The following is a 25,452-nucleotide window of genomic DNA, read 5'->3' as shown; positions in this document are numbered from 1 at the left end:
AAAACGATCGATCTATTTATAAGCTATGATAGAAGTGAATGCCACTTTTCGCATAGGCTTCCGGCTTACTGGGTTGATGGCTTCCACCACTCCCTCTTTTCTAAGTTCTTCAAATGCCTCCTGGTAGTTACCGCGGATGTAGTTTGTACCGATGTTGTGGTGCCTGTAAATACTATCCAGCGGCAGGTTGTGGTAGTAACCTGTTTTTGAAGCAAGCTCAGCTATAAGGTTTTTAATAGAGTACCGGTACTGCTCCTGGAACAATGACAACTGATGTTTGATGTTGGCACCAAACAAAGGAACCCCATCCTCCTGGTAATCGCTGTACATCAGCATCAGTTCCTTCATTTTCATGTAAGCGTTATCGGTTTTGGATGCAAAGAACAGGTAATGGCTGGTCTGGTTCTTTTTCGGAAGGCTTATTTTGAAACGGAACGTCTTATATTCTTTCTCTTTAAAAATGTCCTCGAAGTTATCAACTATAAAATCCTCCCGCTGGGATGCATCCTGGTAACGCTCGTTAAACTCCCTGATCTTAGTTATTCGGTTCGCCCCGAAGATATCCCATAACAAGCTACCCTCACTTACAGCTTGGAAGGCTGCGCGCATTTTTGCTGGGGTAAAAATCATGAACAGATCCATTCCCCATCGCCTTACAGACTGTAGCAGCATCTGCTGAGCAAAGTCATAACCAAACGGATCAGTATAAAGTAAAGCAGGCGCATTGTTACCAAGCACTTTCGCCAGCATTGTAAAGTTTAGTTCCTCATTAAGTATGACAGGCTTGTGCACCAGGTTGTCGTAATACGGCAGGCTTTCAAGGTTCTGTTTCAGCTTTGCCGCAACAGCTGGTTTTTCATCGGTAAAAAAAGTTCTGACGATCTTGTTCAGGTTATACTTGTCAGTAGCCCCGAAGATGTTGTTGAGGATCTTTACAGGAGTTGCCGGTTTACCATCTTCATAATTACCTTCTCCGGCAAAAAGGTCTACATAGGCCAGCGTGTGTTCTGATTTATAGCGTTGCCCCTGCAGCATGCTGGTACACCATGCTTTAAAGAATTCATTGAGTATCTCAGCCTTTATATCAGACGTATCCCGCTGTTCCTTAAAAAATTCGTTCGTATCTACACTTGACATAATTGGTAATAATGAGCGCGTATTATAGAGAGCCTTACTTTGAATGTAGACAAAGTTAAGCCGGAATTTTAAAGAGAGGGTAATGTAAGCAGAGTAAAATAGATGTTTGCTGATAGGCAGCTACTTACTTAACACGAAATATAAAGCAGCAGTACCATCAAATAAAAAGCATAAAAAAAGCGCCAGAGTATAACGCTGACGCTGTATAATTGCCTGTGTTCCACTACAGGCTGGCTATTATCAAAAAACACTCAAGCTCGTTGCTCCCGTAGATAGGCTCAAAATGGACCTACTGGACTAAAAGTTTTTTAGGCAGATACGCCGGGGTTGTTTACTGCAATTCGCCTTTAATAGAATCTTTTTCAAGCATTGGTTCTTCTTCCTGCCTGTTCAGGTAAATACCATACATCACAAGGCACGCCGCTGCAGCAAACGCAATATAACTCTTGTGCTTATTTGAGAGCTCGTTCCAAAAATCCACGCCATATTTGCCCGGGTTACTTATAACCTCCGATATCTCAGAAGGGTTGTCGAGTAATTTGTTAATTGTGTTATAGTTAGTTCTCATAATGATTCCGTTTTTGAGTTAGTACGGCGTTAATTCACGATTGGATATATTTTAAAGTATGAAACCGGAATTTAAAGCTGTACCGTTTTACCACACCCGTTTTTCAAAACAATTTTAACAGGTGGGAGTATCCAATTAATGTATAAAGGGAACAAGGAAGATGCGCTTTAGCATATACTTCCTATCTTCGCATACTTTATTGCCCACAGCTAAAGGTGGCAGTTAGGTATAAGCCAGAATACATTAAAATGAGATTAACAGGTAACATACAGCAGATCAAGAACAAGAGGGACGATAACAACAGTGAGATCATACTTCAGGTAGATCAGATCGAATACATCACGCACAAAAAAGATGGCCGGTTTTACCAGCCTTTTGACTTTGTAGATGAACTCGACACACCAATTATCATTACCGGTGACCGGTTAGCGCGTATTACAGGCAAGCACCTGGAAGAAGGTGAGCATGAATTTGCCGTATATGATAAAACACCGGAGGGCTACGAGCTTAATGAAAACAAGAAGCTGCATTTAACCACCACCTACGATTTTGACACGGACCTTACCATCCTAAGGTTCATTGATTATACTGTAACGGTATCGAACGAAGAGTTTCAGCAGATAAAAAGAGACAGAAGCGAGGCCAATAAGGCAAAGAAAAGCAAGGCACGAAAGAATAAGTAATTATACCTCCTGCAGCATTACATCAGTAAAATTGCATATATTTGCACCAGACCCGCTAAAGGAAGCAAATTACTCTCTCTTTCAGCCTGCTCAGAAGCTTCTGATTAAAATCCGAAGGCAAAAATTGTTACTTCCAAAGTGCAGTCAGTAACCATCTTTTTGGTAGTTGTGAAACTCACTGTACTGTACTAAGTATAAATAATCGCTTCGCCAGGTTCTTATTTGAATTGTTACTGCATCAGTGGCGTTAAGAATAAGAGACAAGCAGAAAGTTAAGATTTTACCTTTCTTATTTCATATTTATCCCGTTGCACTTAAAAGGAGCGGGAATTTTTCACTTAAACAAAAAACCATACATGGGCAGATCACAAGAAACCTTCAGTAAAAAAGAAAACGAGAAGAAAAAATTAAGAAAAAGAAAGGATAAAGAAGAGAAGCGCGAAGAGCGTAAAGCGAATGCCAATAAAGGGCAGGGCCTAGAGGCAATGATCGCATACGTAGATGAAGATGGTAATTTCACGTCTACCCCACCAGATCCGAAGCAGAAGAAGGTCATCATGCAGGAAGATATTCAGATCGGTGTTGCCAGACAGGAAGACGTTGAACCAGAAATTGTCAGGACAGGCGTAGTTGCGTTCTTCAACGATTCCAAAGGTTATGGCTTTATTAAAGACCAGGAAACACAAGAGAGTATCTTTGTTCACCTGAACGGTTTGATAGACTCGATCAAGGAAAACAACAAAGTAACTTTTGAGATCGAAATGACCCCTAAAGGTCCTAACGCGATCAAGGTTAAGAAAGCCGTTTAATCAGCTTTCGTTCCTGATTTTTTAAACTTAAATCTGCCCCTAAGTATCCTGATCAGATCTTACCCTGAAACTTATGCAGCGCCTAAGCTCAAAAGAATTTAAGAACGAATTTGTTAGTGCTTTTGATGGTGACGATTCCGGTATTCTGACACCCCGCCAAACCCCCGGGCAACTGTACTGTAAAGCAAAGCCAACACCAGTAGCGCAGCCTGCTTTACTGGCCTGGTCAGAAGACCTGGCCAAGGACCTGGGAATACTTTATCCTGCTGACCAGCAGGACATAGATGTACTGGGTGGCAATTACGTTTCAGAATCGATGTACCCATATGCCGCCTGCTATGCCGGTCACCAATTTGGTAACTGGGCAGGGCAGCTTGGCGATGGCCGTGCTATAACGCTCGGTGAATGGGAAGTTACTGACGGTAAAGTGTATGAGTTTCAGCTAAAAGGCGCCGGCCTTACCCCCTACTCACGCCGAGCAGATGGTAGGGCTGTTTTACGTTCTTCCGTTCGTGAATACCTGATGAGTGAAGCCATGCATTACCTTGGTATTCCTACAACAAGAGCACTTAGTTTGGTAAGTACCGGTGAGCCGGTATTGCGAGACATGTTCTATAACGGGAATGCAGCTTACGAGCCAGGTGCTGTTGTGCTGCGCGTAGCTCCGAGTTTCCTTCGATTTGGCAATTTTGAGATACTCAATTCCCGCAAGGAAACAAATAACCTGCGTAAGCTTACTGAGTGGACCATTACGCGTTACTACCCTCACATAAAAGGGGAGAATAAGGTATTGTTATGGTTTAAAGAGGTTGTCGACCGCACTGCTAAACTCATGGTAGAATGGATGCGGGTGGGATTTGTGCATGGCGTGATGAACACCGATAACATGTCCATACTAGGTCTCACAATTGATTATGGCCCCTACTCCTTTGTAGATGACTATAATCCTGATTTCACACCAAATACAACTGACCTTCCGGGAAAAAGATATGCTTTTGGTAAACAGCCGTCTATTGCTTTCTGGAACCTTGGCTGCCTGGCCGGCGCTATTTTACCCCTGGTAAATGAGCAAAAAGATGAACTGGTTGCCGTTCTGGAAAGCTTCAAGACAACGTACTGGCAAAACTATTATGCCATGATGGGCAAAAAGCTTGGCCTGGACCAGGTGACTGAGCAAGATATTGAGCTGATTAAGCACGTAGAGAAAACACTTGCTGCCATCAAACCCGACATGACCATCTTTTACCAGCTGCTTATCGAACTGCCCTTGCAGGTTGAAGACACGCAGGAGGTAGTAAAGCATTTCGAGCAAAGTTTTTACCAGGAGCTGACAGAGGAAGAGAGTAACTCCCTTTTTATACTTATAAAGGCTTACCTGCAACGCCTTAACAGGAATACGATCAAACGAAAAGACTCACAGGATTTAATGCGTGCTACTAACCCGCGTTTCATACTCCGTAATTACCTCCTGCACCAGGCCATTGAGCAACTGGAGAAAGGCGATGAGAAACTATTTAATGAACTGCAGTCCGCAATCAGATCACCTTACTCCAATAAGTTTGATATGTTTTTTGCGAAAAGGCCAGAGTGGGCATCCGAAAAAGCAGGGTGTTCTATGCTATCCTGTAGTTCTTAAAACCTGGAAAATATGTTAAAAAGAGAAGGCCGTAAATCTGAATTTACGGCCTTCTCTTTTTAACAAACAAACTAAACAAAAACTCACAGGCTACTTGAAAACGTAATTAACAATATTTTTACTCAGTTCTTAAATTTAGAACCGGATTAGCAGAAGCGGCTCTGAATGCCTGGTAACTAATTGTAAGAAATGCCACCAGTGTTGCCAACAGTCCCGCTATCAGAAATACCCAAACAGGAATTTCTATGCGATAGGCAAAGTTCTGAAGCCAGGTGCGCATAGCATACCAGGCCACAGGAAAAGCAACCAGAGCAGCGACTAATACAAGCTTCAGGAAATCTTTTGAAAGCAGGAAAACAATGGAGGATGACGCAGCGCCCATTACTTTTCGGATCCCGATCTCCTTCTTACGGCGCTCCGCTGAGAAAGCCGCCAGTCCATATAAGCCAAGACAGGCAACAAATATGGCAATTCCCGTAAATACACACATCAGGGTTTTTAACTTATCTTCTGCCTTGTACATTTTCACAAAATTATCATCCAGAAAAACATATTCCAGAGGGTAGTCCGGCGAAAACTTATCCCAAACACCTTTTACATAGCTTAAACTCCCTGCAATATCATTCGCGTCCATTTTCACAGCTACTTTCCAGTAAGCATCCGGAAAGATCTGCAGCACAGTAGGCTCCATTTTATCATATAAGCTTTTGTAATGGAAATCCTTTACAACACCTATTATCTTCCCTTCCTTCAGAGAATCAGGATTTTCATCACTCCATACCTGCCATTTCAAAGGCTGCCCCAGGGCTTTTTCAGGGGTGCCGTAGCCCAGTTCTTTTACTGCAGTCTCGTTGATCATGAACGCATGGTCTGCATCGGTTTTATAGCTTCTAGAAAAGGGCCTGCCTGCAATAACATCTATCCCTAGTGTAGAAACATAATTGTAATCCACCATTATTTGTGTAACCGAGTGGCGTACCTGTTCGCCATCCCTTGGCACTATTACTCCGTCACCAGCCGTGGCATCTCCTGGAAACCCATAGCCGATGGATACATTTTTTATACCTGGTGCTTTCAGCAGTTCACTCCTGAACGTTTCATAGTTGTTAAACATAGCATCACCCCGCATCTGAAAGAACATGATCTGATCTTTATTGAAACCCAGGTCTTTGTTGTGCAGGTAACTAACTTGTTTAAATACTATTGCCGAACATATGATCAGGAAGATGGAGAGTGCAAACTGTGCCACTATTAAGCCATGCCGCAACAAGTTTATTCGGCCAAAACCGCTGTCAATTACAACAGCGCTTTTCAACACTTTAGCAGGCCTGAAACCTGACAGTACCAGGGCTGGGTAAAAACCTGACAATATACCTACTAATAAGGTGAGCAACAGTAAGAGCAGGAGAAGGAATGGTTCCCGAAAAACATTGAAAACCATTTGCTTACCCGTAAAAGCATTTAAAGAAGGTAACACAAGTGAAGTAAGTGCAGCAGCGAAAACAACGCTTATAAAGGTGAGAAAAACAGTTTCAGTTACAAACTGCAACATTAACTGGCTGCGGCTTGCACCAACTGCTTTCCTCACACCCACTTCTTTTGCTCTTTGCGTTGATTTGGCAGTGGCAAGATTCACAAAGTTGAAGCAGGCTATGAGTAGTATAAAAACAGCAATTATACTAAGTGCTTTTACATACGTTATGTTCCCCTTTACTGAAGGCTCAAATTTAAAAGCAGCAGAATACAGATAGATCTCTTTCAGGGGCTGAAAATGCGGCTGGTACCCATAAGGCTGTCCTGTTTCGGAATCGATCTGTTTTGCTACGATGTCGGTAAATTTATCCTGTACTAGGTTCAGATCAGCACCTGGCTTCAATTTAACATAAGTATAAAACTGCTGCCATCCCCAACCCTTCATGCGGTCAGCCGGAATTTCTGCAGCTGCTAATGGAAGTATAAAGTTGACAGGTAAGTGAAACTTATTATCAGTACTAAATACTCCTCTTACAATGTAGTTTACTTTGTTAACCGTTACTTCCTTTCCCACAGGATCCATGTCACCAAAAACTCTCCTGGAAAACTTATCAGAAATGACAATGGAGGACGGGTCAGTGAGCGCATTAACGGGAGTGCCATACAAAAATGGAAGTTGGAACACTTCAAAAAAATCCGGATCAGCTAAAAAACGCCCTGTTTCATACACCTTTTTCCCTTCCGCTTCCACCAGGTTATTGGCATCAAACTGCTGCATCAGAATCCGTACTACTGTTTCTACTTCGGGTAAACTTTGCTGCAGTGTGGTACCGTACATCGGAGGCGTAACAGCCATTACCTCACCGGCATCCTTCGTACTGAACGTATTGTAAATACGATAAACCCTGTCACCTTCCGGCAGAAATTTATCATATTGAAGTTCGTCATGAACAAAAAGACCAATTAACAAACACGCTGTCAGTCCAAAAGTTAAGCCTGTGATATTTATAATCGTAAAGACTTTGTGCCTTGTCAAATTTCGGTAAGCTGTTTTAAGGTAGTTTCTGAACATAGGGTTTAGTATTAAGAGAAGCATTATTTTGCAAGTATACTTAATCCGAAAACAGCTCCATCCTTTTTGCAAAAGCCAATGAACAAATGACAGTTCTTATTAAAAATATCTTTGGCTCAAAGGGCTGCTGTTTACGTAATTCGATTAAACAGAACCTATGCCAACAGTATATATAATTGATTACTAGCCACATACCAATATAAATTGATTGACAACTGTGCATATTCGTGCGATAAGTGTGCGAATTCGCACGATTTTTATCACTCAACACCACGGTAGTCCCTCGTTTTCAAGCTATTGCAATAATGGCATAATAATAGTTTATTAGTTACAATATTTTCTCTACTATGCAGCTAAAGCATGCTACTATACTAGTTGTTGATGATGATACGGATGTACTTACAGCTGTACGGTTGCTGCTGCGCCCACAGGTCAAAGAAATTATAACTGAAAAGAACCCGGTACATTTGCCTGCCTTGCTCAAGCAAAAAGAGTTTGACGTTGTACTATTGGATATGAACTTCAAAAGCGCCTTGAATACAGGTAACGAGGGCTTGTTCTGGCTAAAGAAAGTGAAGGAGTTGAGATCTGAAACAGCAGTGGTGATGATCACAGCTTACGGTGATATAGACCTTGCCATTCGATCGTTAAAAGAAGGCGCGTTTGATTTTGTAGTAAAGCCATGGAAGAACGAGAAGCTGCTGACTATACTTAAAGATGCGTTAGTTAATAAAAGTAAAGGAAATTCTTCAGCGGGATCACTAGAAACAGCAACAGGTTTTGACGCCGGTTTACTCGGAGAATCCGAAGCCATGCAGGATGTTTTTTTGAAAATTAAAAAAGTTGCACCAACCGATGCTAATATCCTCATCCTGGGGGAGAATGGTACGGGTAAAGAATTAGTCGCAAAGGCAGTTCACCATTACTCGTTGAGAGCATCCAAACCATTTGTGAAAGTTGATGTGGGCGCATTGACTGAAACCCTTTTTGAGAGCGAGCTTTTCGGGTATAAAAAAGGTGCTTTTACAGATGCCCGTGAAGATAGGCAAGGCCGCTTTGAAATTGCCAGTGGGGGTACCATATTCCTGGATGAAATTGGCAACATATCCCTCCACCAGCAGTCTAAACTTCTTAGTGTATTACAAAACAGGCAAGTTATGCCATTAGGGGCTAATAAGCCTCTAAACGTAGACGTCCGGTTGTTGTGTGCTACCAATGTACCCCTCACAGGACTCGCCAATGAGTCCAGGTTTCGTAAAGACCTTGTTTATCGCATTAATACAGTAGAGATTATACTTCCACCCTTACGCAGCAGAGGCAACGATATACCGCTCCTGGCAAAACACTTTGCAAAGGTGTACTCCGAGAAGTACATGAAACCGATACCTGAAATCAGCAAACAAGCGCTTACAAAACTAATGCGGTACGATTTTCCGGGCAACGTACGGGAACTGCAGTACATTATGGAACGGGCAGTTATTATGGCAGAAGGCGAGGCACTTGGTGCCGACGACATTGTATTTTCACCTATAGAAGCAGCACCTGTAACGCCTGAAAAGCCTCAGGAAACCAACCTGGAGGAACTTGAAAAAAGTACGATAAACCATGTTTTGCAAAAACATAGCGGCAATTTAACAAAGGCGGCAAAGGAGTTGGGCATTACCCGCACTGCTTTGTACCGACGAATAGGAAAGTATGGTTTTTAGAAGCTTTCAGTGGAACCTGCTCCTGCGGATCGGCTTGCTGTTACTTACATTAAGCCTACCAGCACTAGTAATAGCCAAAGGCTGGCCGGAAATACTTGTCTTTTTAGTGCCGGTTATTGTTTACCAGGTACTTGAGCTTTTTAATTTTTTGAAGAAAGCACAGGATGAACTTGTCCAGTTCATTGATTCAGTACACAACCGTGATTTCTCCAGGCATTTTGATGCGAGATATACCAGTGCTCAATTCCATATGCTTCGCAAGGGATTTAATGAGATCACCACTACCCTAAAAAACATTAACCGGGAGAAAGAAAGCCAACACCTGCACTTGCAAAAAATCATGGAACTGGTTAACACAGGTATACTTTCGTATGATACCGGATCAGGTGAAATCGTGCTGATGAATGAGTCGTTGAAAAAGCTGCTGCACATCCCTTTCATGAAACACCTTCAGCATTTAGAGAAACGGGATCTTGAATTATACCAGGATATACAACAATTAGAGCCAGGCCATTCTAAAATTTCTACAGCGTATACATCGCATTTTGAGAAAAGCCCATTTAAAGTGCTTCTTTCCGCTACAACGTTCACAAGCGATGGAAAAACATATAAGCTGGTGTCGTTTCAGAATATAAACGATGCGCTGGATGAAACTGAGTCGAAGGCATGGCAGAAACTTTTAAACGTATTGACCCATGAAATAATGAACTCAGTGGCTCCCATTGCCTCACTTGCCGACACCCTTAAAAACCGACTGCAGGAGGTAACTGCCAATGGACCTACAATTGATGACCTCGATGACTTTGAAGTTGGGGTAAGCACTATTAAGAGCAGAAGCTTAGGCTTGTTACGATTTGCGGAAACGTATCGGAATTTAAACAAGATCACAAAGCTCAACCTGATTGATGTTTCAGTAAAGGATGTGTACACGAACTTAAAACACCTACTGCTCCCAACGCTTACCCAGAAAAATATTCAGCTGGAAATAACTCTAGCAACACCAGACATGCAGCTACTTGCAGACAGAAACCTGCTGGATCAGGTGTTGATCAATTTGCTGATGAATGCCATGGAAGCAGTGAAGAACCAGCCAAACCCCAAAATCACTTTATCCGCTTATGTTTCTGCTGACCAGAAGAGAATACTGAAGATTAGTGATAATGGAACAGGAATGTCCAGGGAAGTGCAGGAGAAAGCATTTATCCCGTTTTTCAGCAGCAAAAAGAACGGAAGTGGTATTGGCCTCAGCCTGTGTAAGCAAATAGTAATGTTGCACCACGGCAGCATTACAATAAAGTCTGCCGTGGATGAGGGCACCACATTCATACTTCAATTTAATTAACAAGCCTTAACACCTGTTTCAGAGCATGAAAGTGGTTGTGATAGGATCAGGAAGCAAACATTTCCTCTTCATGCTTAAAGGCCTTAAACTCCAGGGGGTTTCCGCTGTAGTCGAGGCAGAACATGGTGAGTTGCTCCCCGGTTTTCCCTTCGTAACGCGTATAGGGCTTCACCACAAAGTTAACGTTGTGAGCTGTTAAACGCTCCTGCACCTGCACAAACTGCTCATGCCTTAATACACATCCAAAATGGGGTACAGGTACGCTTATACCATCCACTTTGCCACAGTAATCAAGGTCTGGAATGTTGCTGCTGACATGGGCTGAAAGCTGGTTGCCGAAGAAGTCAAAATCGATCCAATGCTCCGTGCTCCTCCCCTCCGGGCAGCCTAAAATTTCAACATAAAACTGCCGGGTAGAGGCAATATCCTTTACTTTAAAAGCATAATGGAAAGCGTTCATACTTAATATCCTTTTTGGGGTGAAACTACATTTAAAAGGTGTTCATTATTCCTCACCCGGTCATAATTTTCCAGGATAAGCGAAACAACAGCTTTCGGTTCAGTTACGCTGGCAATGTGGGGAGTAACGTTGATCTTTGGATGCGACCAGAAAGGATGTTCTTCCGGGAGCGGTTCCTGCCTGAATACATCAAGGCTGGCACCTGACAGATGTCCCGTATCAATCATTTCAATCAGGTCAGCATCGACAAGATGCGCTCCTCTTGCTACATTGATCACAAAAGCATTTTTAGGTAACTTCTGAAAAGTATCCCTGTTTAAAATATCAGTGGTTTCTTTGGTAAGTGGCAGCAGGCAGATCAGGATGTCAGATGTAGCTAAAAAATCCCCGAGCATAGTATCGCCTGAGAAAATCTCCACACCCTCAATCATCTTTTTACTTCTTGCCCAGCCATTTACTTTAAAACCTAAATTACTTAACTGGCTTGCTACATGCGCCCCTAATACCCCTACTCCCATTACCCCGATGGTTACATCAGAAATGTTCAGGTAATGCCTTGGTTGCCAGTCATGCGCTGCTTCCTGCATTTTGTAGAATGCCAGGCCACGCAGGTGGTTCATGACAAGGGCAACACAAAAGTCAGCCATGTCGCGTGTGAGGTTCTCATCAGTAACCCGGGTGATCGCTGCATTTGCCGGCAACTCCGGATCCTTCATAATATGATCCACGCCGGCGCCCATGGAGGAGATACACTTCAGGTTCGGAAACTCTTTGAAAACACCGAGGGGGTGGTTCCATACCAGGGCAAATGCTACCTCCTCCTTATTCGAGTCATCCGGATAAACCCTTAGGTCCAGCTCCGGCCTCTTCTCTTTCAGTGCTTCCGCCCAGGGGGTCATGTCTCTCCCCTGGCTAATCAATATCATTGCCATGTATTAAGTTTGTTTCTGATGCTTACTTAGCTGTCGTTCTTTCTATTTCGCGCAGATTCTCGAGCTTTTTATTTCTAAGGAAACCATTGATGTCTTCGAAGTGCTCCCTGATCCGTTTGTTGCCAAACTCAAATACTTTGCTTGCCAGACCATCCAGGAAGTCCCTGTCGTGCGATACCAGGATAATAGTGCCATCAAAGCTCTTGAGTGCATCCTTCAGAATATCTTTCGTTTTGATATCCAGGTGGTTTGTTGGCTCATCCAGGATCAGGAGGTTAACAGGTTGAAGCAGTAGCTTTATCATGGCCAGACGTGTTTTCTCACCACCAGAAAGCACCTTCACTTTTTTCTCAACCGTTTCACCGCTGAACATGAATGCCCCCAGTATATCCTTGATCTTAGTGCGTACATCACCAACAGCGATCAGGTCTATCGTCTGGAACACAGTTAGTTCTTCATCCAGCAAAGATGCCTGGTTCTGCGCAAAATAACCGATCATGGAATTGTGCCCCAGTTGCAGTTTCCCTTCATACTCCAGCTCGCCCATAATGGCTTTCACCAAAGTGGACTTACCCTCGCCGTTTTTACCGACAAATGCTACCTTCTCGCCGCGTTCTATAGTAAGGGAGGCATCCTGGAAAACAGTATGATCACCATATTTCTTTGAAAGCCCTTCTACGATCACCGGGTAATTACCGGAGCGTGGCGCAGGCGGGAACTTCAGATTAAGGGCTGAAGTATCAACTTCATCTACTTCTATGATCTCTATCTTCTCCAACATTTTCACGCGCGACTGCACTTGTAGTGTTTTAGAGTAAGTACCCTTGAAACGGTCAATAAAGCCTTGTATTTCGGCGATCTCCTTTTGCTGGTCCTCAAACTGACGCTGTTGCTGCTCACGTCTTTCCTGGCGAAGTTGCAGGTAATGGGAGTAGTTTACCTTATAGTCGTAAATACGACCCATTGTTACCTCGATCGTACGGTTAGTTATGTTATCTACAAAAGTCTTATCGTGTGATATCACGATCACTGACTTGGCATTGTTTACCAGGAAGTCTTCGAGCCACTGAATAGATTCTATGTCCAGGTGGTTGGTTGGCTCATCAAGAAGTATAAGGTCGGGCTTCTGTAAGAGTATTTTGGCTAACTCGATCCGCATACGCCAGCCCCCGCTAAACTCTTTTGTAGGCCTGCTAAAGTCAGACCTTAAAAAGCCAAGTCCTTTCAGCGTCTTCTCTACCTCTGCATCAAAATTGATTTCCTCGATGGAATAATACTTTTCCCCCAGTTCCGAAACCTGCTCAATCAATTTATAATAATCATCTGAGTCATAGTCAGTACGGGTCTCCAACTGCGAGTTCAGCTCATCCATCTGTGCTTTCATACCCAGCACTTTTGCAAAAGCCTTGGATGCTTCCTCAAAAACGGTACAATTGTCCTCAGTGAGTAAGTGCTGCGGCAGGTATGCGATCACGGCATCTTTGGGCGCCGAAATCTTGCCCCTGGTAGGTTTGCTTACCCCGGCTATGATCTTAAGCAGGGTTGATTTTCCTGCACCGTTTTTACCCATCAGGGCAATGCGGTCATTCTCGTTTATGTTAAAAGCAATGTTGCTAAAAAGCGCCGAGCCATTAAACTCGACTGTTACGCCGTCTACTGAAATCATGATATGTAAATAAAGGGGCAAATATACTACATAATCTACCCGTTTTCCTTATGATTTTCAGGATAATGGCGTCAGGAGCAGTCAGAATTAATACAATCCCTAAATTTTAGTATTGACAATAAAGGATCAGGAAGATTTAATCTTATCGCTGAATGATTTCCTGAACTTATCAACTTTTGGCCGTATCACGAAACTGCAATAAGGCTCATGTCCGTGAGTTTTGAAGTAGTTCTGATGGTAATCTTCTGCAGGATAGAATTCAGGTAGCGGTTCTATGAGAGTGACGATAGGATCTTTAAAAGTACCGGACTCCTCCAGTTGCTGCTTATATTTTTCGGCTAGCTGCCGTTGCTCCTCGTTGTGGTAGAAAACAACGGAGCGGTACTGTGTCCCGACATCATTACCCTGGCGGTTGAGCGTGGTTGGGTCGTGCGTGTTCCAGAAGACCTCTAACAGCTCCTGGTAACTTATAATTTCCGGATCATATGTGATCTGCAGCACTTCGGCATGACCTGTTGTTCCGGCACACACCTGCTTGTACGTTGGGTTTTCTACATGGCCTCCCGCATAACCCGAAACCACTTTTTCTACTCCGTTCAGATCCTGAAACACAGCTTCTGTACACCAGAAGCACCCATTCCCAAATGTCGCTTTTTCCATACTTATAAATATTTTTCAGATCTTTTCTAATGTCTGTTAAACAGAACAAATTCAGTACTTATACTTCTCCAGTAACCTTGAGTTTGTTTTCAAGCCATTCTGTTGCTGAATCTTCGTCGGGATGGTCAGATACTTCTAACTGCTTTTCCAGGTGAGGACGCAGAAGGTTAAAAGAACGCTGTCCGTAGATACCTGGCGACAGCACGTGCGCATAATATTTAAGCCCTAACATTTTAGCCTGAGGTGCCCATTTATTTACCAGCCAATTCACCGCAGATTCCCAGGGTCCAATCAATTCACGGTTACTATTCAGAATTCCTCTGGCAGGGTGGTCACGCAGCATGGACAGTATATAGTTCCCTCCCATCACAGCAGTCTCCAGGGACTGAATACCAATCCAGTTCACATATATGATATTGTTGCCAGGATCTTTCCCTGCTTCAAAAAACACATCCCCGTTTGCCTTATACAGGCATTTTTGATTTTCAATCAGCACTAACTATTTGTAAATTACTTATAACACAAAGATGTCGGTAAGGTTTATTTCACCACTCATTTTCAACTCTCATTCTTTAAGGAATGCCTTCATTGCCGCCACTGTTTCATCGGGGGCGCTTAAATTAGGGCAATGCCCTGTAGCCTTCATCACAACGAACGTGTTGTTTGGAATCTGCTGATGAAGAAACTCCCCGACTGGTAAGGGCGCAATCACATCATCCGAGCATTGTAAGATCAAAGCTTCGGTTTGCAGCCTTTTCACATCCTCACGATTATCAGAGAGAAAGGTCAATTTTGCAAAGTTCTTTGCGACTACCTCATTGCTTTGGCAAAAACTTTTAGTCAGTTCAGCACTCAGTTCAGGCTTATCCGGGTTACCCATGATTACAGGTGCCATGTTAGCAGACCAACCCAGGTAATCGCTGTCTAGCACCTCCAGCATTTCATTTATCGACTCCTCGGTAAACCCACCTCTATAATTATCGTCATTAATATACTTCGGGGAGGGAGCGATCAGAATAAGCTTAGCGAAACGCTCGGGCTCCTGCAAAGCAGCGAGTACACCGATCATGGCACTGACTGAGTGTCCCACAAAAACTACATCCTGCAGATCCATTTCTTCACAAATCTCCAGAACATCCTTTGCATAAGACTTCAGGGATGTATAACGGTCTTCTGAATACCCGCTTACATCAGAACCTCCAAACCCAACATGATCAAACAACACAATTTTATAATCATTCTCGAAGGCTGGAGTTATGTAGCGCCACATATTCTGGTCACAACCATAGCCATGAGCCATTATCATAGCCTTCTCCCCTATTCCTTTTACCTCTATGTTATTTCGTTGTGTCGCTTTCATTTAATCAAATTCTAAGCAATTCACTACAACTAATTAAGGTATCGAACTGCTGGATTGTACTTAAAGTACGCGATACCCCCCTAAAAAGACAAATATTAGGTCAAATTAGTGTAATTTTGCACTTTATTGCTACCACTGTACAAATGCAACACAGACACTTTTTAATCCACAAACCTTACGGCTTTATCAGCCAGTTTGTGTGCGACAAGAAAAAGAAAAAGCTGCTTGGCGAGCTGTATGATTTTCCGGAAGGTACCATGGCTATTGGCCGTTTGGATGAAGACAGTGAAGGTTTGCTACTGCTGACCACAGACGGGAAAATGAGTGAGTATGTTCGCAGCAGTAAAATAGAGAAAGAATACTACGCCCAGGTAGACGGCCTTATTGATGAAATAGCTATGGAGAAACTGCAAAATGGCGTAGAGATAAGCATAGAGGGCCTAAAGTATCAGACAAAACCTTGTAAAGCCTTTAAACTGGATCCGGCACCTGTTTTTCCGGAGCGCAGCCGCAGGATCAGAGATGACAGGCACGGCCCTACCAGTTGGGTGTCTATTACCCTAACCGAAGGTAAGAACAGGCAGGTAAGAAAGATGACCGCTGCAGCAGGGTTTCCAACGTTAAGGCTTATCAGGGTACGCATTGGCGCACTGAACTTATCTGACATGCCAACAGGAGCTGTAGAAGAAATAACGAACCTGGTAGAGTGCCTGGAGAAGTAGTAGAAATATGTAAATTTTTAAGATGAAGCATTTACTCTACAAAAAGGTACATGCTAATGACTGGATGCTTCCGTGCAGAACTTTACCAGGTAAGCGATAAGGTAGTATCTTCATTCATAACAATTCCGGCACCTAACTTATTACTTTCACGGTCAAGCACTTTTAGCAGCCATGCTGCATCAGCAGGTGAAGCATGCTGTAACTGAAACCTGTTTATCTTCATAGGCACCATTTTAAGTGATAGAAGTTTGCCGGAAGCAGGATCCACTTCAGGGAAATACATCAGACTGAGATCACCCCGAAACCATTCATGACCACTAATTCCTTCATAATCGTTTATGAAGTCGCCGGCCCCATAAATTATCAGTTTATTATGATGCACCTCAATGCCCTGGGGATGGTGTGAGGAATGCCCGTAAACTATATCGACACCTGCCTTCTCTACCAGATTCCGGGCAAATTCGCGCTGCCGTGGTGGTATGTCGTAGCCCCAGTTGCTACCCCAATGAACAGAAAATACCACCACATCTCCTGGCTTTTTCACCTGTTTTACCTGCTCACTTATCATTTGCACAGTTTTTATACTCAGGTCAGGGAGAAAGTTAACACCTGATCGTTTCGGAGAGGCAGACCAACTTTCTGGAATTCCGCTGGACGCGGATCCATAAGCAAACACAATAACTCTATTCTTTCCTGTTTTTAAGATAGCAGGCTTTTGCGCTTCTTCCAGATCCTGCCCGGCACCGGCATAAGCTATGCCGGCTTCACGTAGCACCTGAAGTGTCTCCAGCAGTCCGGAACGCTGCCAGTCGAGTACATGGTTATTGGCTAATGAGGCACAGTCTATACCTGCAGTGGTTAATACCCGAACATTGTCCGGATGCATCCGGTACTGAATCAACTTATCAGGCCAATGCTCTTTGTTAGTGGTGATACTTGTTTCCAGGTTAATAATTTTGAGGACTGGCGCTATACTCTCCCATACCTTCAGTGCATCTCCCCAGATATAGTCATACCTCACCTGCTGAGGTATAGCACCACTTTTCCTTTCGGCTATTTTAACGTAATCACGTGCATCTTTTACGTATGTCTCATATATTTTCGGATCTACTGAACTGGGAAGCACCTGATCAATTCCCCTGCCGATCATCACATCGCCACACAAAAATATAGTAATCCCCGATGCTTTAGCGTGTGATACAGGCCGAGTAACAGGTTTTGAAATAAGGCCTGATATTTCCTTGTTGAAGAGCAGGATAACTGACAGAAAAACCACTAGTATAAACCTATAGTCCATCAGTTAGTTATACTACATTCTGTAGCTATCGGTCTTAATAATGTGCAGGAAGTTGTAGCTTAATCTCTTCCAGTTTAACACTTTCATTTTAATTCTATTAAAACTGCACAGACATAAAACAACCGGGGTCCTCATCTTAAAGATGAGGACCCCGGTTGTTTGTTCGCAACTTCTATGTTACAGTTTTGAAATAAAGATCGGTTTTAAAAATTACTTATTGAAGGCTTTCTTAAGTTCCTCTACTGCCATACTTTGGGCCTCCTTGGCTTGCGGAAGCACAGCAGCCATACCGAAAAACTCATGCGTAACACCATCATACACTTTGGTTCTTACCGGAATCCCTGCTTTTTGTAGCATATCCGCGTACATCTGTCCCTCTGTCTGTAGCGGGTCAATCTGTGCATTAATTACGGTGGCAGGTGGTAGGTTTTTCAGGTTTTTGGCCTTCACCAAAGAGATAAGCGGACTATCAGCATCCTTCGGACTATTTAGGTATTTCTCGAAAAACCACTTCATGAACGGCTTGTTAAGTGGATGGGCATTTGCATATTTGTTATAAGACTCTGTATTAAAATCATATCCAGCAATCGGGTACACTAATAACTGGTGTATCGGTATCTTCACATTATTATCTCGTGCCATCATGCTTACTGCGGCTGCCAGGTTTCCACCGGCACTCTCTCCTGCCACAGCTATTTTATCAGGGTTGATCTGAAGAGACTGCGCATTATTCAGCACCCATTTATAGGCTGCAAAAGAGTCGTTATGGGCGGTAGGAAACTTATATTCCGGGGCCTGACGGTATCCTACAGACACAACCACAGCACCGGTTTTCTCGGCAAGTGCACGAGCTGACGCATCATAAGCCTCTATACTGGCAATTACCCAGCCACCTCCATGGTAATAAACAATACCCGGATAAGGGGCGTTTCCACCTTGTGGAGTATAAACGCGCACATGTATATTACCGCCTTCTACTGGTACAGTACGCCCAGTGGTATCAACTTTAGCGGGTTCCACCTGTATGTTATTATCCTTCATCACATTCTTCACCGCATCAGCCGGTGTTGCCGCCTGGCGTGCCTGCGGTGCCGTTCTTTCGAATAAAGGAGGACCAGTGATCAAGCTGTCAAGTTCCTCGATCACCACCTGCATATGATCTGTGATGGTAGGTCCCCATTCAGGTGCAGGACCTTTCGGCTCCAGGTTCGCCACATTACTCATCGCATCATTCTGCATGCCATCCCTGCTGGCATTGTCTACCTCCTCGGTCGTTTCAGTTTCTGTTGCCTGCTCTTCGTTGGTTTGCGAGCAGCTTACATTAAACACCATCAGGAAAGCCAGGGAAAACAGGAATAGACCTGAATTACACCTGGTCCGCCCTTCCTTGAATTTAAACTGCTGGTGAAAAGTAGTAAAGCGTTTACTTTGTTTAGTTTGTTTCATCGTTTTATGGTTAAGCTTTAAATTATTAACTACTCATACGGAAGGTTTAGAACCTTAGGTGGATGCGTACCATAAATGATGCTTTAATGATAAAAAACAGCCATCCGGATTTACATACGAGTGGCTGCCTTTTACACAAGTTTTAATTTATTTTTATTAAACTCATGTAGCCAAGCATTGCCTGGTTGATCTCTCCATGCATGTTCTCGCTTTGCGGCTCAAACGTAAGCGTGAACGTATAGGTACCCTTCTGTAGTGGCACCTCTACAAGGATACTATCAACTGGGTAAGCTGGCATTTGGATGAGTCTAGGCTGGGAAGCACACCGTGTCAGGATGACTTCCGTGCAGATACACATTACCTGCCAGTTAGTACCAGGTTGGTGCCACCGAATATTCTTAAAGCAGGTCTGACCGTGGTAACATGTGCCCTTCTGACGACAGAACACTTAACTTGAATGATAACGTGGAGTATGTGATACAGGCAACCGTAGGTAACCTATAGTAAATTAGAATTAAAAAAGGCGGCCTTTGGGGCCGCCTTTTAGTTTTATATTTCCGGATCTGCCGGTGTGTTAGGGTTAGTCAATCTTTCCTGGTCTGGGTAAGGATAGAAGTTTCTATTACGCTCAGCAAAACTTTGCGGCGGGCCAGGACGGCCGAAACGACGGCTGTCTTCCCACTTCTGACCTGTTAAGTATAACTCCGCAGAACGCTGCTTGTATACTTCCAGTAGTAAGGCATCCTTTGTAACAGGCCCGCTATAAGCAGGCAGGCTTGCATTCACACCAAATGGGTCGCCAGATGTTTGGGTACGCACCTCGTTTATTAAAGCCAAAGCCTCATCCAGAGAGCCGTTGCTTCTAAGTATAGCCTCCGCCTTAATCAGTTTGATCTCGTCAGTCAGGTATACTGGTATTCTACCAGCCTGCGTATCAAAGAAGCCTTTAAGCGTTCTTACAACGTCGCCGTCAACAACAGCGCTCGGATCTGTCATGTAGAAGTCCTCGCGGGCGTCTCCCTCCTCAAACAAACCTGCAGGCAAACCGAAGTTATCGCGTGGCCTGTAGTATTTCAACACGAAGATGGTGTTATAGATTGGGTTCACGCTCTGGTCACTATAATCGAACTCAGACTTCACAGAAAGGTCAACGAGATTCGCATTCGTGATCGCCTCCTGGTAGTTTCCGGCATACAGGTTGTACCTTGCGTTCATCGCGTAAAGCGTGTTTTTCAGGTTAAAATACGGGCCTGACACCAACGAGGTATACTCCTGAGAAACAGGAGTGGCGTTAAGTAAGGATATACCTTGATTAATGTGCGAAATAGCCTCCGCTAAAACCTCTGCTCTTGGTTTGAAGGTAACTTTTTCAGTTGTGCTGGTCTCGATATTAGCCTGTTCGAATGCCAAAGCCAAATTACTAAGCGCCATCGCCTTAAACAGGTGTGCCTGAGCAAGTATACCACTTAATGTACCTCCGGTTAAAGTAGAAATTTTGGGTGCATTTTCCAGTATCTGCTCACTCATATTCATGGTGCGCTGCATTCTGGACCATAACCCCAGTATGTTACCATTAAAGGTAGGAAGTGCAGCACCCCCTGCTTCCAATTCAAGTACGTTTGTAAAAGTGGCAACCCCCTTAAGCTCTCGGCCTGTAACTCCTGGGTACAAGTAGGCTGCCTCTACCCCTGAGGTAGAATAGTATTGCCTTTCACCAACGCTGAGTCCAATGATACCTTCACGTGAGTTTAACACTTCCACGTTACTTGCCGCATTGGGGTTTGGTATATCCAGTTCGCAGCCGCTGGTAAGCAACACGCAGCCCGATAATATACCTATCTTTAAAAATGAAGCTATATTTTTCATGTAATTTCTAGTTTGAAAGTAAGAAGATTAGAACGATACATTAATACCTAGCGCATAGGTTCTTGGTATCGGCACCTCCACAAAGTCGAAGCCGCGAACAGCAGTTGTCTGACCTGCAGCATTAACCTCAGGGTCGTATCCGCTATAGTCATCAATTGATAGTAAGTTACGGCCAGCTAACGTTAAACGCAAGTTGTTACCACCCAGGAAAGCAGGCTTAAAGTCATATGCCACAGAGACCTCTCTCAGTTTAATATATGATCCGTCTTCGATATAGTTCTCGAAGATACCGAACAAAGCAGCAGAAGTGCCTTTTGGAACTTCACCTCGTAGCTCAGGCTCATAACCGGCAAGGCCGCCGTACAGATCGCGCTCACCTACACGGCGTGTAAAGTTGAACACTTCGAAACCATAGGCGGCATCAAACTGCGTACGGAAAGACAGGCCTTTGCCAATCGTCAACTCGTTTATTAATGACCCTGTCCAATCCGGATTCGGATCGCCAATAACCTTCTTTTTTGTGGCTCCCGTTGGCTGTCCATCAGCGGTACGGTTTATTCTTTCTGGTTGTGGTAGGCCAGCTGCATTAAGTAAAAGCGAACCATCATCGTTTCGGGCAAAGTAAGTACTGTAGAATGCTCCAAGTGGGTATCCATTAACTGCGGCAACCTGGCTGAAACCTCCAGGGAATAACAACACGCCACCTGGTACATCATTAACCTCATTCTTATTGCGGGAGTATATTAAAGTGGTCTTCCAGCTTAAGTTTTCTGTCTGGATCGGTGCACCTGTTAACATCAACTCAAAGCCTTTGTTAGTCATAGTACCAACGTTGGTGTACTGATTAAGATAGCCTGAAGATGGCGTTAAAGTAACAAACAGTAACAGGTCTTTCACATTTTTGTGATAGTAGGAGAACTCAAGTCCCAGTCTGCCGCCCAGGAAACTCATGTCAGCACCAACTTCTGTTTCTGTTTGTCTCTCAGGCTTGATACCTGAGTTACCCAAAAGCGATGATGGCACAAAGCCTGGCAAACCAGGAGAGGAAACCGGGTTATAATTTGTATAGCGGTCATAGGCGCCAATAGCTGTCAGGTTACCAGCCTGTCCGTAAGATGCTCTCAGTTTCAGGATTGGAATGGTGTTGCTCAGGCTGCTCCAGAAGTTTTCGTTAGAGATTAGGTAGCTCCCGCTCACTTTAGGATAGAACTGCCATCTGTTGTCCTGACCGAACACAGATGAAACGTCGTAACGGCCTGCACCAGTCAGGAACAAGCGATCACCGATTCCGAAAGTCTGCTGCGCGAAGAAACCAAGAATATTGATATCGCTTCTGTACTCACCGGTTTTAATAGTAGCGCCTGCATCAATTGTGCGAACAAGCGGAACAAGTTGGGTAGCTGTAATCCCGGTTGAGTAGTTCTTCTCAATCTGAGCCGTTGCACCTGCACCTGTGGTAGACTCTAACCAGTCTGCAAGAGTTGCTTTATAAGAGATATTCAGGTCATTGTTGAGCAGGTATGAAGTCCTGTCGGCACGACGCGAGTAACCTGTGTCGTATGATGGCGTTGTATTTCCAACAGGAATATAACCTGTCGCAATTTGCGTAGCATTGTCATAACCTAAAGTATAGTTAATATTCAGGTTATTGATTGGCGTAAGCATTACCTGGAAATCGCCTATAAAACGGTTGGTACGCTGACGGAAATCGAAACGATCAATTGCCTCCAGCGGGTTGGTCCTTCTAAGTATGGCTGTTGGTGCCGTAGAAGGGTACACGCCATTTACCGGCGCAGGATTGATAAAGTTGTTACTGAAGATAAAGCCTGTGAGAGCTCCGTAAGCCTCGCTCAGACCACCATTCGGAATTTCCTGGCTTGTGCTTATAGTATAGTTTGCTCCTAACGACACAGATAACCAGTTATTCAGAGTCTGGTCTATACGAACACGTGCGCCTCCCCTGGTAAATTTAGTGTTGTCTATGATACCCTGATTATTCAGGAAGTTGCTGCTCAGGTAATACTGTGTCTTATCGCTACCTCCAGATACTGAAAGGTTGTTTTCAGTACCGTAAGCTGTACGGAAGATTTTGTCCTGGAAATCATAGCGCTGTACAGGCTCCTGTGTAAGGTCCGAAGCAGAAGTATTTACAAAACGGAAAGGATAATCGTTATAATCTAAGGTTTTACGCACCTCATTTACTCTAAATTGAGTTGAAGCTGTAACTTTTGGAGCCCCTGCCTTACCACGTTTTGTAAAAATTTGCACCACACCATTGCTCGCCCTTGAACCATAAATTGCAGCCGCGGCAGCACCTTTAATAATCTCAATGCGCTCAATATCATTCGGGTTGATATCTACTAAACGGTTCTGTGCATAACCACCTAAGTCAATCAGCTCCGGAGAACTGTTATTAATGATCACTCCGTCCACGATATATAGCGGATCTCCAGAACCAACTACTGTACTGGTACCACGTAATCGCACGCTTATACCACCGGCAGGGTTACCAGAGTTTTGAGAGATCTGGGCACCGGCAACTTTACCGGCCAGGGCCTGGTCTATTGAGGTGGCCACGCTGTTTTCCAAAGAGGCCGCAGACACCGTTGAGATGGCATTGCCCAATTGTTTTTTACTTGTGGCTACAGAAGTACCCGTAACTACTACTTCCTCCAAACCAACTACGTCCTCGCTCAGCTGTACATCCTGCGTTACGTTGGCAGATGAACCCAGCAAGACTGTTCTGGTTTCTGGTTTAAAGCCAATATAAGAGAACGTGAGTTTATGTGCACCCGCAGGTAAGTTTACTGACAGATTATACTTGCCGTTTGCATCAGTTGCCGTGGCAGTATTGCTGTTCTGGAACTTTACAACTACCCCCGGCAGCGTACTTTTGGTTCGGGCATCGGTAACTGTACCCGACACGGTATAACGTGTGTTCTGCGCTAATGCTACCTGGCTTATAAATGCCAGCATGAGCAGACAGAAGAAGGATGCCTTCAGATCAGACAGCCTTTTGAGATAAATTTTCCTCATGGTGAATTTAATTAGTACTGTTCATAAATGATTAAGTGGACTATTTATACTTATCGTGGTAAGCTAATTTTTCCCATATGCACCGAAGGGACACGACTCTGCCCCGGCCCAAAATCTATCAGGTTGCCAACCAGGCTTTCGTTAGCCAGCGTGGCAAACAGTACCGCCTCTTTTGCGTCTGCTAGCACGCCAAGTTCAGCTGTATCCCGAATGGCAGCATCGGGCAATAATTCTTTAATATTATGCAGTAGCAATGGATTATGCATGCCTCCTCCGCTCACAAAAATCTCAAAGCGCTGCCCTTGTAAAGTTCTGTTCAAAGCATTACAAATTCCTGCTGCAGAAAAACGGTTTAATGTCGCCATTACATCTTCCGGCGAAAGCGAATCAGTTCCGGTTCTTTGTTGTGCCTGCTTTAGATAAGTCAGGTTAAACAACTCCGGACCGGTGGTTTTAGGAAAATCGTGACTAAAAAATGAATTCTCCAGTAGGGCTGCCAGCAAGTTATTATTCACAGTTCCTTTTAAGGCAACCTCTGAGTTAGCATCAAAATACCTGCCCGGAAACTGCGTCTGGATATAGGCATCCATTAGGGTATTGCCCGGTCCAACATCTGTTGAGAAAATGCGCGAGGTATCCAGGTCGCCTGGCAGGAATGTGAAGTTGGCAATACCGCCGATGTTTAGCATAATGCGGTTCTGGCCCTTTTCAGAGAAAAGCAGGAAGTCACCATACACAGCTAATGGGGCGCCCTCGCCACCTGCCGATATGTGCTTTTGCCTGAAATCGCTTAGGGTAATAATGCCTGTCTTTACGGCAATATGGTCACCGTCCCCGATCTGCAGGGTAGCATTGGGCATACCTTCAATCCGGTGCAGCGAGGCGGGCGCATGGTAAATTGTTTGACCGTGACTGGCAATTACATCCACATCTTCAGGTTTTAACCCCCAAATTTGTAGACAATCATTAATTAGTTCGGCGTGGAAGTTGCCTATGTAGGCATTCATGAGGCATACCTGTTCAAGGTCTACCTGCCTTTTGGAGAAGATTTCCTTTACCTTTTGCTTAAATCCGGTGTCGTAAGGCATGGTGGTAAAGGATCGCAGGTTCATGCTGGTTTGCATACCGCTACCCGAAAAATCGCAGAGTGCGATATCCAACCCATCGAGTGAGGTGCCGGACATAAGGCCGATTATGGTTCGCTTTTCTTTCCGGGTTATCTTAAAAAGGCGCTCAAGGTAAGTATTCATGTAAAAAAGCTCATAATTTACGATTAAACTTACCTTATAATAAATTCAAATCAAATAGAAATGGGCTATATATAAACTATGTTTCAAGAGAAGGATTAACTTCTCTTGATAGATTACTATTCCCGCAAAGGGGGTTAAACGAATAAGACTATATAAAAAGTAGTGTTGATTTGAAACGTATAACGCGCAAATACCCGCATCTCTATGGCATACGCAATCTGTAATTCTTAAGCCACTCCAAAAACCAATATATATCCGGCTTTTTTATAGCGGACTCCAGTTGCGTGATTCTTTCATGCACATGAATTTACCCACGCCCCTCCCTGTAGGG

At 44.0% G+C, this 25,452-nt stretch carries 21 protein-coding genes; 6 read left to right on the top strand and 15 right to left on the bottom strand.

What is annotated here, in order from left to right; translation table 11 throughout:
• Nucleotides 1–12 precede the first annotated feature (12 nt).
• Together tcmP and ACSX1A_RS05525 are read right to left on the bottom strand one after the other, a co-directional pair.
• Nucleotides 13–1,137, bottom strand: a complete 1,125-nt coding sequence (tcmP, locus tag ACSX1A_RS05530; protein ID WP_439882625.1) for a three-Cys-motif partner protein TcmP — start codon at nucleotides 1,135–1,137, stop codon at nucleotides 13–15.
• A 331-nt stretch (nucleotides 1,138–1,468) separates the two neighbouring features.
• The gene (locus ACSX1A_RS05525; protein ID WP_439882624.1) at nucleotides 1,469–1,705 is read right to left on the bottom strand and encodes a hypothetical protein; all 237 of its coding nucleotides are present in this window, start codon (nucleotides 1,703–1,705) and stop codon (nucleotides 1,469–1,471) included.
• 248 nt (nucleotides 1,706–1,953) lie between these two features.
• Here ACSX1A_RS05525 and ACSX1A_RS05520 point away from each other — a divergent pair, with 248 nt between their 5' ends.
• From ACSX1A_RS05520 to ACSX1A_RS05510, 3 genes are all read left to right on the top strand, one after another.
• A complete protein-coding gene (locus ACSX1A_RS05520; RefSeq protein ID WP_439882623.1) occupies nucleotides 1,954–2,388 on the top strand; it encodes a hypothetical protein in 435 nt (144 codons plus the stop codon).
• 356 nt (nucleotides 2,389–2,744) lie between these two features.
• Complete coding sequence (locus ACSX1A_RS05515) at nucleotides 2,745–3,197, top strand: cold-shock protein (RefSeq protein ID WP_439882622.1); 453 nt, start codon at nucleotides 2,745–2,747, stop codon at nucleotides 3,195–3,197.
• Nucleotides 3,198–3,270: 73 nt separating this feature from the next.
• Complete coding sequence (locus ACSX1A_RS05510) at nucleotides 3,271–4,833, top strand: protein adenylyltransferase SelO (protein ID WP_439882621.1); 1,563 nt, start codon at nucleotides 3,271–3,273, stop codon at nucleotides 4,831–4,833.
• 118 nt (nucleotides 4,834–4,951) lie between these two features.
• On the opposite strand, the gene ACSX1A_RS05505 is transcribed toward ACSX1A_RS05510, so the two are convergent.
• On the bottom strand, nucleotides 4,952–7,378 hold the full coding sequence (locus ACSX1A_RS05505) for an ABC transporter permease (RefSeq protein WP_439882620.1): 2,427 nt from the start codon (nucleotides 7,376–7,378) through the stop codon (nucleotides 4,952–4,954).
• Nucleotides 7,379–7,725: 347 nt separating this feature from the next.
• Between ACSX1A_RS05505 and ACSX1A_RS05500 the strand changes: the two genes are divergently transcribed.
• On the top strand, nucleotides 7,726–9,084 hold the full coding sequence (locus ACSX1A_RS05500) for a sigma-54-dependent transcriptional regulator (protein ID WP_439882619.1): 1,359 nt from the start codon (nucleotides 7,726–7,728) through the stop codon (nucleotides 9,082–9,084).
• Nucleotides 9,074–10,426, top strand: coding sequence for a sensor histidine kinase (locus ACSX1A_RS05495; RefSeq protein ID WP_439882618.1), 1,353 nt, complete (start codon nucleotides 9,074–9,076; stop codon nucleotides 10,424–10,426). The genes ACSX1A_RS05500 and ACSX1A_RS05495 overlap by 11 nt, the downstream gene beginning before the upstream one ends.
• Before the next feature lie 46 nt (nucleotides 10,427–10,472).
• On the opposite strand, the gene ACSX1A_RS05490 is transcribed toward ACSX1A_RS05495, so the two are convergent.
• The 6 genes from ACSX1A_RS05490 to ACSX1A_RS05465 all read right to left on the bottom strand — a co-directional run bounded on the left by ACSX1A_RS05490 (nucleotide 10,473) and on the right by ACSX1A_RS05465 (nucleotide 15,504).
• On the bottom strand, nucleotides 10,473–10,886 hold the full coding sequence (locus ACSX1A_RS05490; protein WP_439882617.1) for a VOC family protein: 414 nt from the start codon (nucleotides 10,884–10,886) through the stop codon (nucleotides 10,473–10,475).
• 2 nt (nucleotides 10,887–10,888) lie between these two features.
• Nucleotides 10,889–11,818, bottom strand: a complete 930-nt coding sequence (locus tag ACSX1A_RS05485) for a 2-hydroxyacid dehydrogenase (protein ID WP_439882616.1) — start codon at nucleotides 11,816–11,818, stop codon at nucleotides 10,889–10,891.
• 22 nt (nucleotides 11,819–11,840) lie between these two features.
• Complete coding sequence (locus ACSX1A_RS05480; RefSeq protein WP_439882615.1) at nucleotides 11,841–13,484, bottom strand: ABC-F family ATP-binding cassette domain-containing protein; 1,644 nt, start codon at nucleotides 13,482–13,484, stop codon at nucleotides 11,841–11,843.
• A gap of 126 nt (nucleotides 13,485–13,610) precedes the next feature.
• On the bottom strand, nucleotides 13,611–14,144 hold the full coding sequence (msrA, locus tag ACSX1A_RS05475; protein ID WP_439882614.1) for a peptide-methionine (S)-S-oxide reductase MsrA: 534 nt from the start codon (nucleotides 14,142–14,144) through the stop codon (nucleotides 13,611–13,613).
• Nucleotides 14,145–14,202: 58 nt separating this feature from the next.
• Nucleotides 14,203–14,640 carry a hypothetical protein gene (locus tag ACSX1A_RS05470; protein WP_439882613.1) on the bottom strand — a complete coding sequence of 146 codons (438 nt, stop codon included), beginning with the start codon at nucleotides 14,638–14,640 and terminating at the stop codon, nucleotides 14,203–14,205.
• A 69-nt stretch (nucleotides 14,641–14,709) separates the two neighbouring features.
• The gene (locus ACSX1A_RS05465; protein WP_439882612.1) at nucleotides 14,710–15,504 is read right to left on the bottom strand and encodes an alpha/beta fold hydrolase; all 795 of its coding nucleotides are present in this window, start codon (nucleotides 15,502–15,504) and stop codon (nucleotides 14,710–14,712) included.
• A 143-nt stretch (nucleotides 15,505–15,647) separates the two neighbouring features.
• On the opposite strand from ACSX1A_RS05465, the gene ACSX1A_RS05460 reads away from it, so the two are divergent.
• A complete protein-coding gene (locus tag ACSX1A_RS05460) occupies nucleotides 15,648–16,226 on the top strand; it encodes a pseudouridine synthase (protein ID WP_439882611.1) in 579 nt (192 codons plus the stop codon).
• An 82-nt stretch (nucleotides 16,227–16,308) separates the two neighbouring features.
• Here the strand turns inward: ACSX1A_RS05460 and ACSX1A_RS05455 are convergent, their stop codons facing one another.
• The 6 genes from ACSX1A_RS05455 to ACSX1A_RS05430 all read right to left on the bottom strand — a co-directional run bounded on the left by ACSX1A_RS05455 (nucleotide 16,309) and on the right by ACSX1A_RS05430 (nucleotide 25,121).
• On the bottom strand, nucleotides 16,309–17,523 hold the full coding sequence (locus ACSX1A_RS05455; protein WP_439882610.1) for a CapA family protein: 1,215 nt from the start codon (nucleotides 17,521–17,523) through the stop codon (nucleotides 16,309–16,311).
• Between the two features lie 210 nt (nucleotides 17,524–17,733).
• Nucleotides 17,734–18,969, bottom strand: a complete 1,236-nt coding sequence (locus tag ACSX1A_RS05450) for an alpha/beta hydrolase (protein WP_439882609.1) — start codon at nucleotides 18,967–18,969, stop codon at nucleotides 17,734–17,736.
• Between the two features lie 142 nt (nucleotides 18,970–19,111).
• Nucleotides 19,112–19,267 (bottom strand): hypothetical protein, encoded by a 156-nt coding sequence (locus ACSX1A_RS05445; protein WP_439882608.1) that lies wholly within the window; start codon nucleotides 19,265–19,267, stop codon nucleotides 19,112–19,114.
• 251 nt (nucleotides 19,268–19,518) lie between these two features.
• Nucleotides 19,519–20,835, bottom strand: a complete 1,317-nt coding sequence (locus ACSX1A_RS05440) for a RagB/SusD family nutrient uptake outer membrane protein (RefSeq protein WP_439882607.1) — start codon at nucleotides 20,833–20,835, stop codon at nucleotides 19,519–19,521.
• Between the two features lie 27 nt (nucleotides 20,836–20,862).
• A complete protein-coding gene (locus tag ACSX1A_RS05435; protein WP_439882606.1) occupies nucleotides 20,863–23,871 on the bottom strand; it encodes a SusC/RagA family TonB-linked outer membrane protein in 3,009 nt (1,002 codons plus the stop codon).
• Between the two features lie 50 nt (nucleotides 23,872–23,921).
• Nucleotides 23,922–25,121 carry an anhydro-N-acetylmuramic acid kinase gene (locus ACSX1A_RS05430; RefSeq protein ID WP_439882605.1) on the bottom strand — a complete coding sequence of 400 codons (1,200 nt, stop codon included), beginning with the start codon at nucleotides 25,119–25,121 and terminating at the stop codon, nucleotides 23,922–23,924.
• Nucleotides 25,122–25,452 lie beyond the last annotated feature (331 nt).

Source organism: Pontibacter sp. MBLB2868, from assembly GCF_051904785.1.
GTDB lineage: Bacteria > Bacteroidota > Bacteroidia > Cytophagales > Hymenobacteraceae > Pontibacter.
Note: the sequence above shows the minus strand (reverse complement) of the source record. Positions and strands in the feature narration are given on the sequence as shown.

Excerpts from the sequence above, each read along its gene's own strand:
- ACSX1A_RS05485 (WP_439882616.1), bottom strand. The coding sequence starts at position 11,818 with ATGGCAATGATATTGATTAGCCAGGGGAGAGACATGACCCCCTGGGCG.
- ACSX1A_RS05520 (WP_439882623.1), top strand. The coding sequence starts at position 1,954 with ATGAGATTAACAGGTAACATACAGCAGATCAAGAACAAGAGGGACGAT.
- ACSX1A_RS05460 (WP_439882611.1), top strand. The coding sequence starts at position 15,648 with ATGCAACACAGACACTTTTTAATCCACAAACCTTACGGCTTTATCAGC.
- ACSX1A_RS05500 (WP_439882619.1), top strand. The coding sequence starts at position 7,726 with ATGCAGCTAAAGCATGCTACTATACTAGTTGTTGATGATGATACGGAT.
- ACSX1A_RS05490 (WP_439882617.1), bottom strand. The coding sequence starts at position 10,886 with ATGAACGCTTTCCATTATGCTTTTAAAGTAAAGGATATTGCCTCTACC.
- ACSX1A_RS05465 (WP_439882612.1), bottom strand. The coding sequence starts at position 15,504 with ATGAAAGCGACACAACGAAATAACATAGAGGTAAAAGGAATAGGGGAG.
- ACSX1A_RS05435 (WP_439882606.1), bottom strand. The coding sequence starts at position 23,871 with ATGAGGAAAATTTATCTCAAAAGGCTGTCTGATCTGAAGGCATCCTTC.
- ACSX1A_RS05450 (WP_439882609.1), bottom strand. The coding sequence starts at position 18,969 with ATGAAACAAACTAAACAAAGTAAACGCTTTACTACTTTTCACCAGCAG.
- ACSX1A_RS05440 (WP_439882607.1), bottom strand. The coding sequence starts at position 20,835 with ATGAAAAATATAGCTTCATTTTTAAAGATAGGTATATTATCGGGCTGC.
- ACSX1A_RS05455 (WP_439882610.1), bottom strand. The coding sequence starts at position 17,523 with ATGGACTATAGGTTTATACTAGTGGTTTTTCTGTCAGTTATCCTGCTC.
- ACSX1A_RS05525 (WP_439882624.1), bottom strand. The coding sequence starts at position 1,705 with ATGAGAACTAACTATAACACAATTAACAAATTACTCGACAACCCTTCT.
- ACSX1A_RS05445 (WP_439882608.1), bottom strand. The coding sequence starts at position 19,267 with ATGCCAGCTTACCCAGTTGATAGTATCCTTGTAGAGGTGCCACTACAG.
- ACSX1A_RS05515 (WP_439882622.1), top strand. The coding sequence starts at position 2,745 with ATGGGCAGATCACAAGAAACCTTCAGTAAAAAAGAAAACGAGAAGAAA.
- msrA (WP_439882614.1), bottom strand. The coding sequence starts at position 14,144 with ATGGAAAAAGCGACATTTGGGAATGGGTGCTTCTGGTGTACAGAAGCT.
- tcmP (WP_439882625.1), bottom strand. The coding sequence starts at position 1,137 with ATGTCAAGTGTAGATACGAACGAATTTTTTAAGGAACAGCGGGATACG.
- ACSX1A_RS05430 (WP_439882605.1), bottom strand. The coding sequence starts at position 25,121 with ATGAATACTTACCTTGAGCGCCTTTTTAAGATAACCCGGAAAGAAAAG.
- ACSX1A_RS05495 (WP_439882618.1), top strand. The coding sequence starts at position 9,074 with ATGGTTTTTAGAAGCTTTCAGTGGAACCTGCTCCTGCGGATCGGCTTG.
- ACSX1A_RS05480 (WP_439882615.1), bottom strand. The coding sequence starts at position 13,484 with ATGATTTCAGTAGACGGCGTAACAGTCGAGTTTAATGGCTCGGCGCTT.
- ACSX1A_RS05510 (WP_439882621.1), top strand. The coding sequence starts at position 3,271 with ATGCAGCGCCTAAGCTCAAAAGAATTTAAGAACGAATTTGTTAGTGCT.
- ACSX1A_RS05505 (WP_439882620.1), bottom strand. The coding sequence starts at position 7,378 with ATGTTCAGAAACTACCTTAAAACAGCTTACCGAAATTTGACAAGGCAC.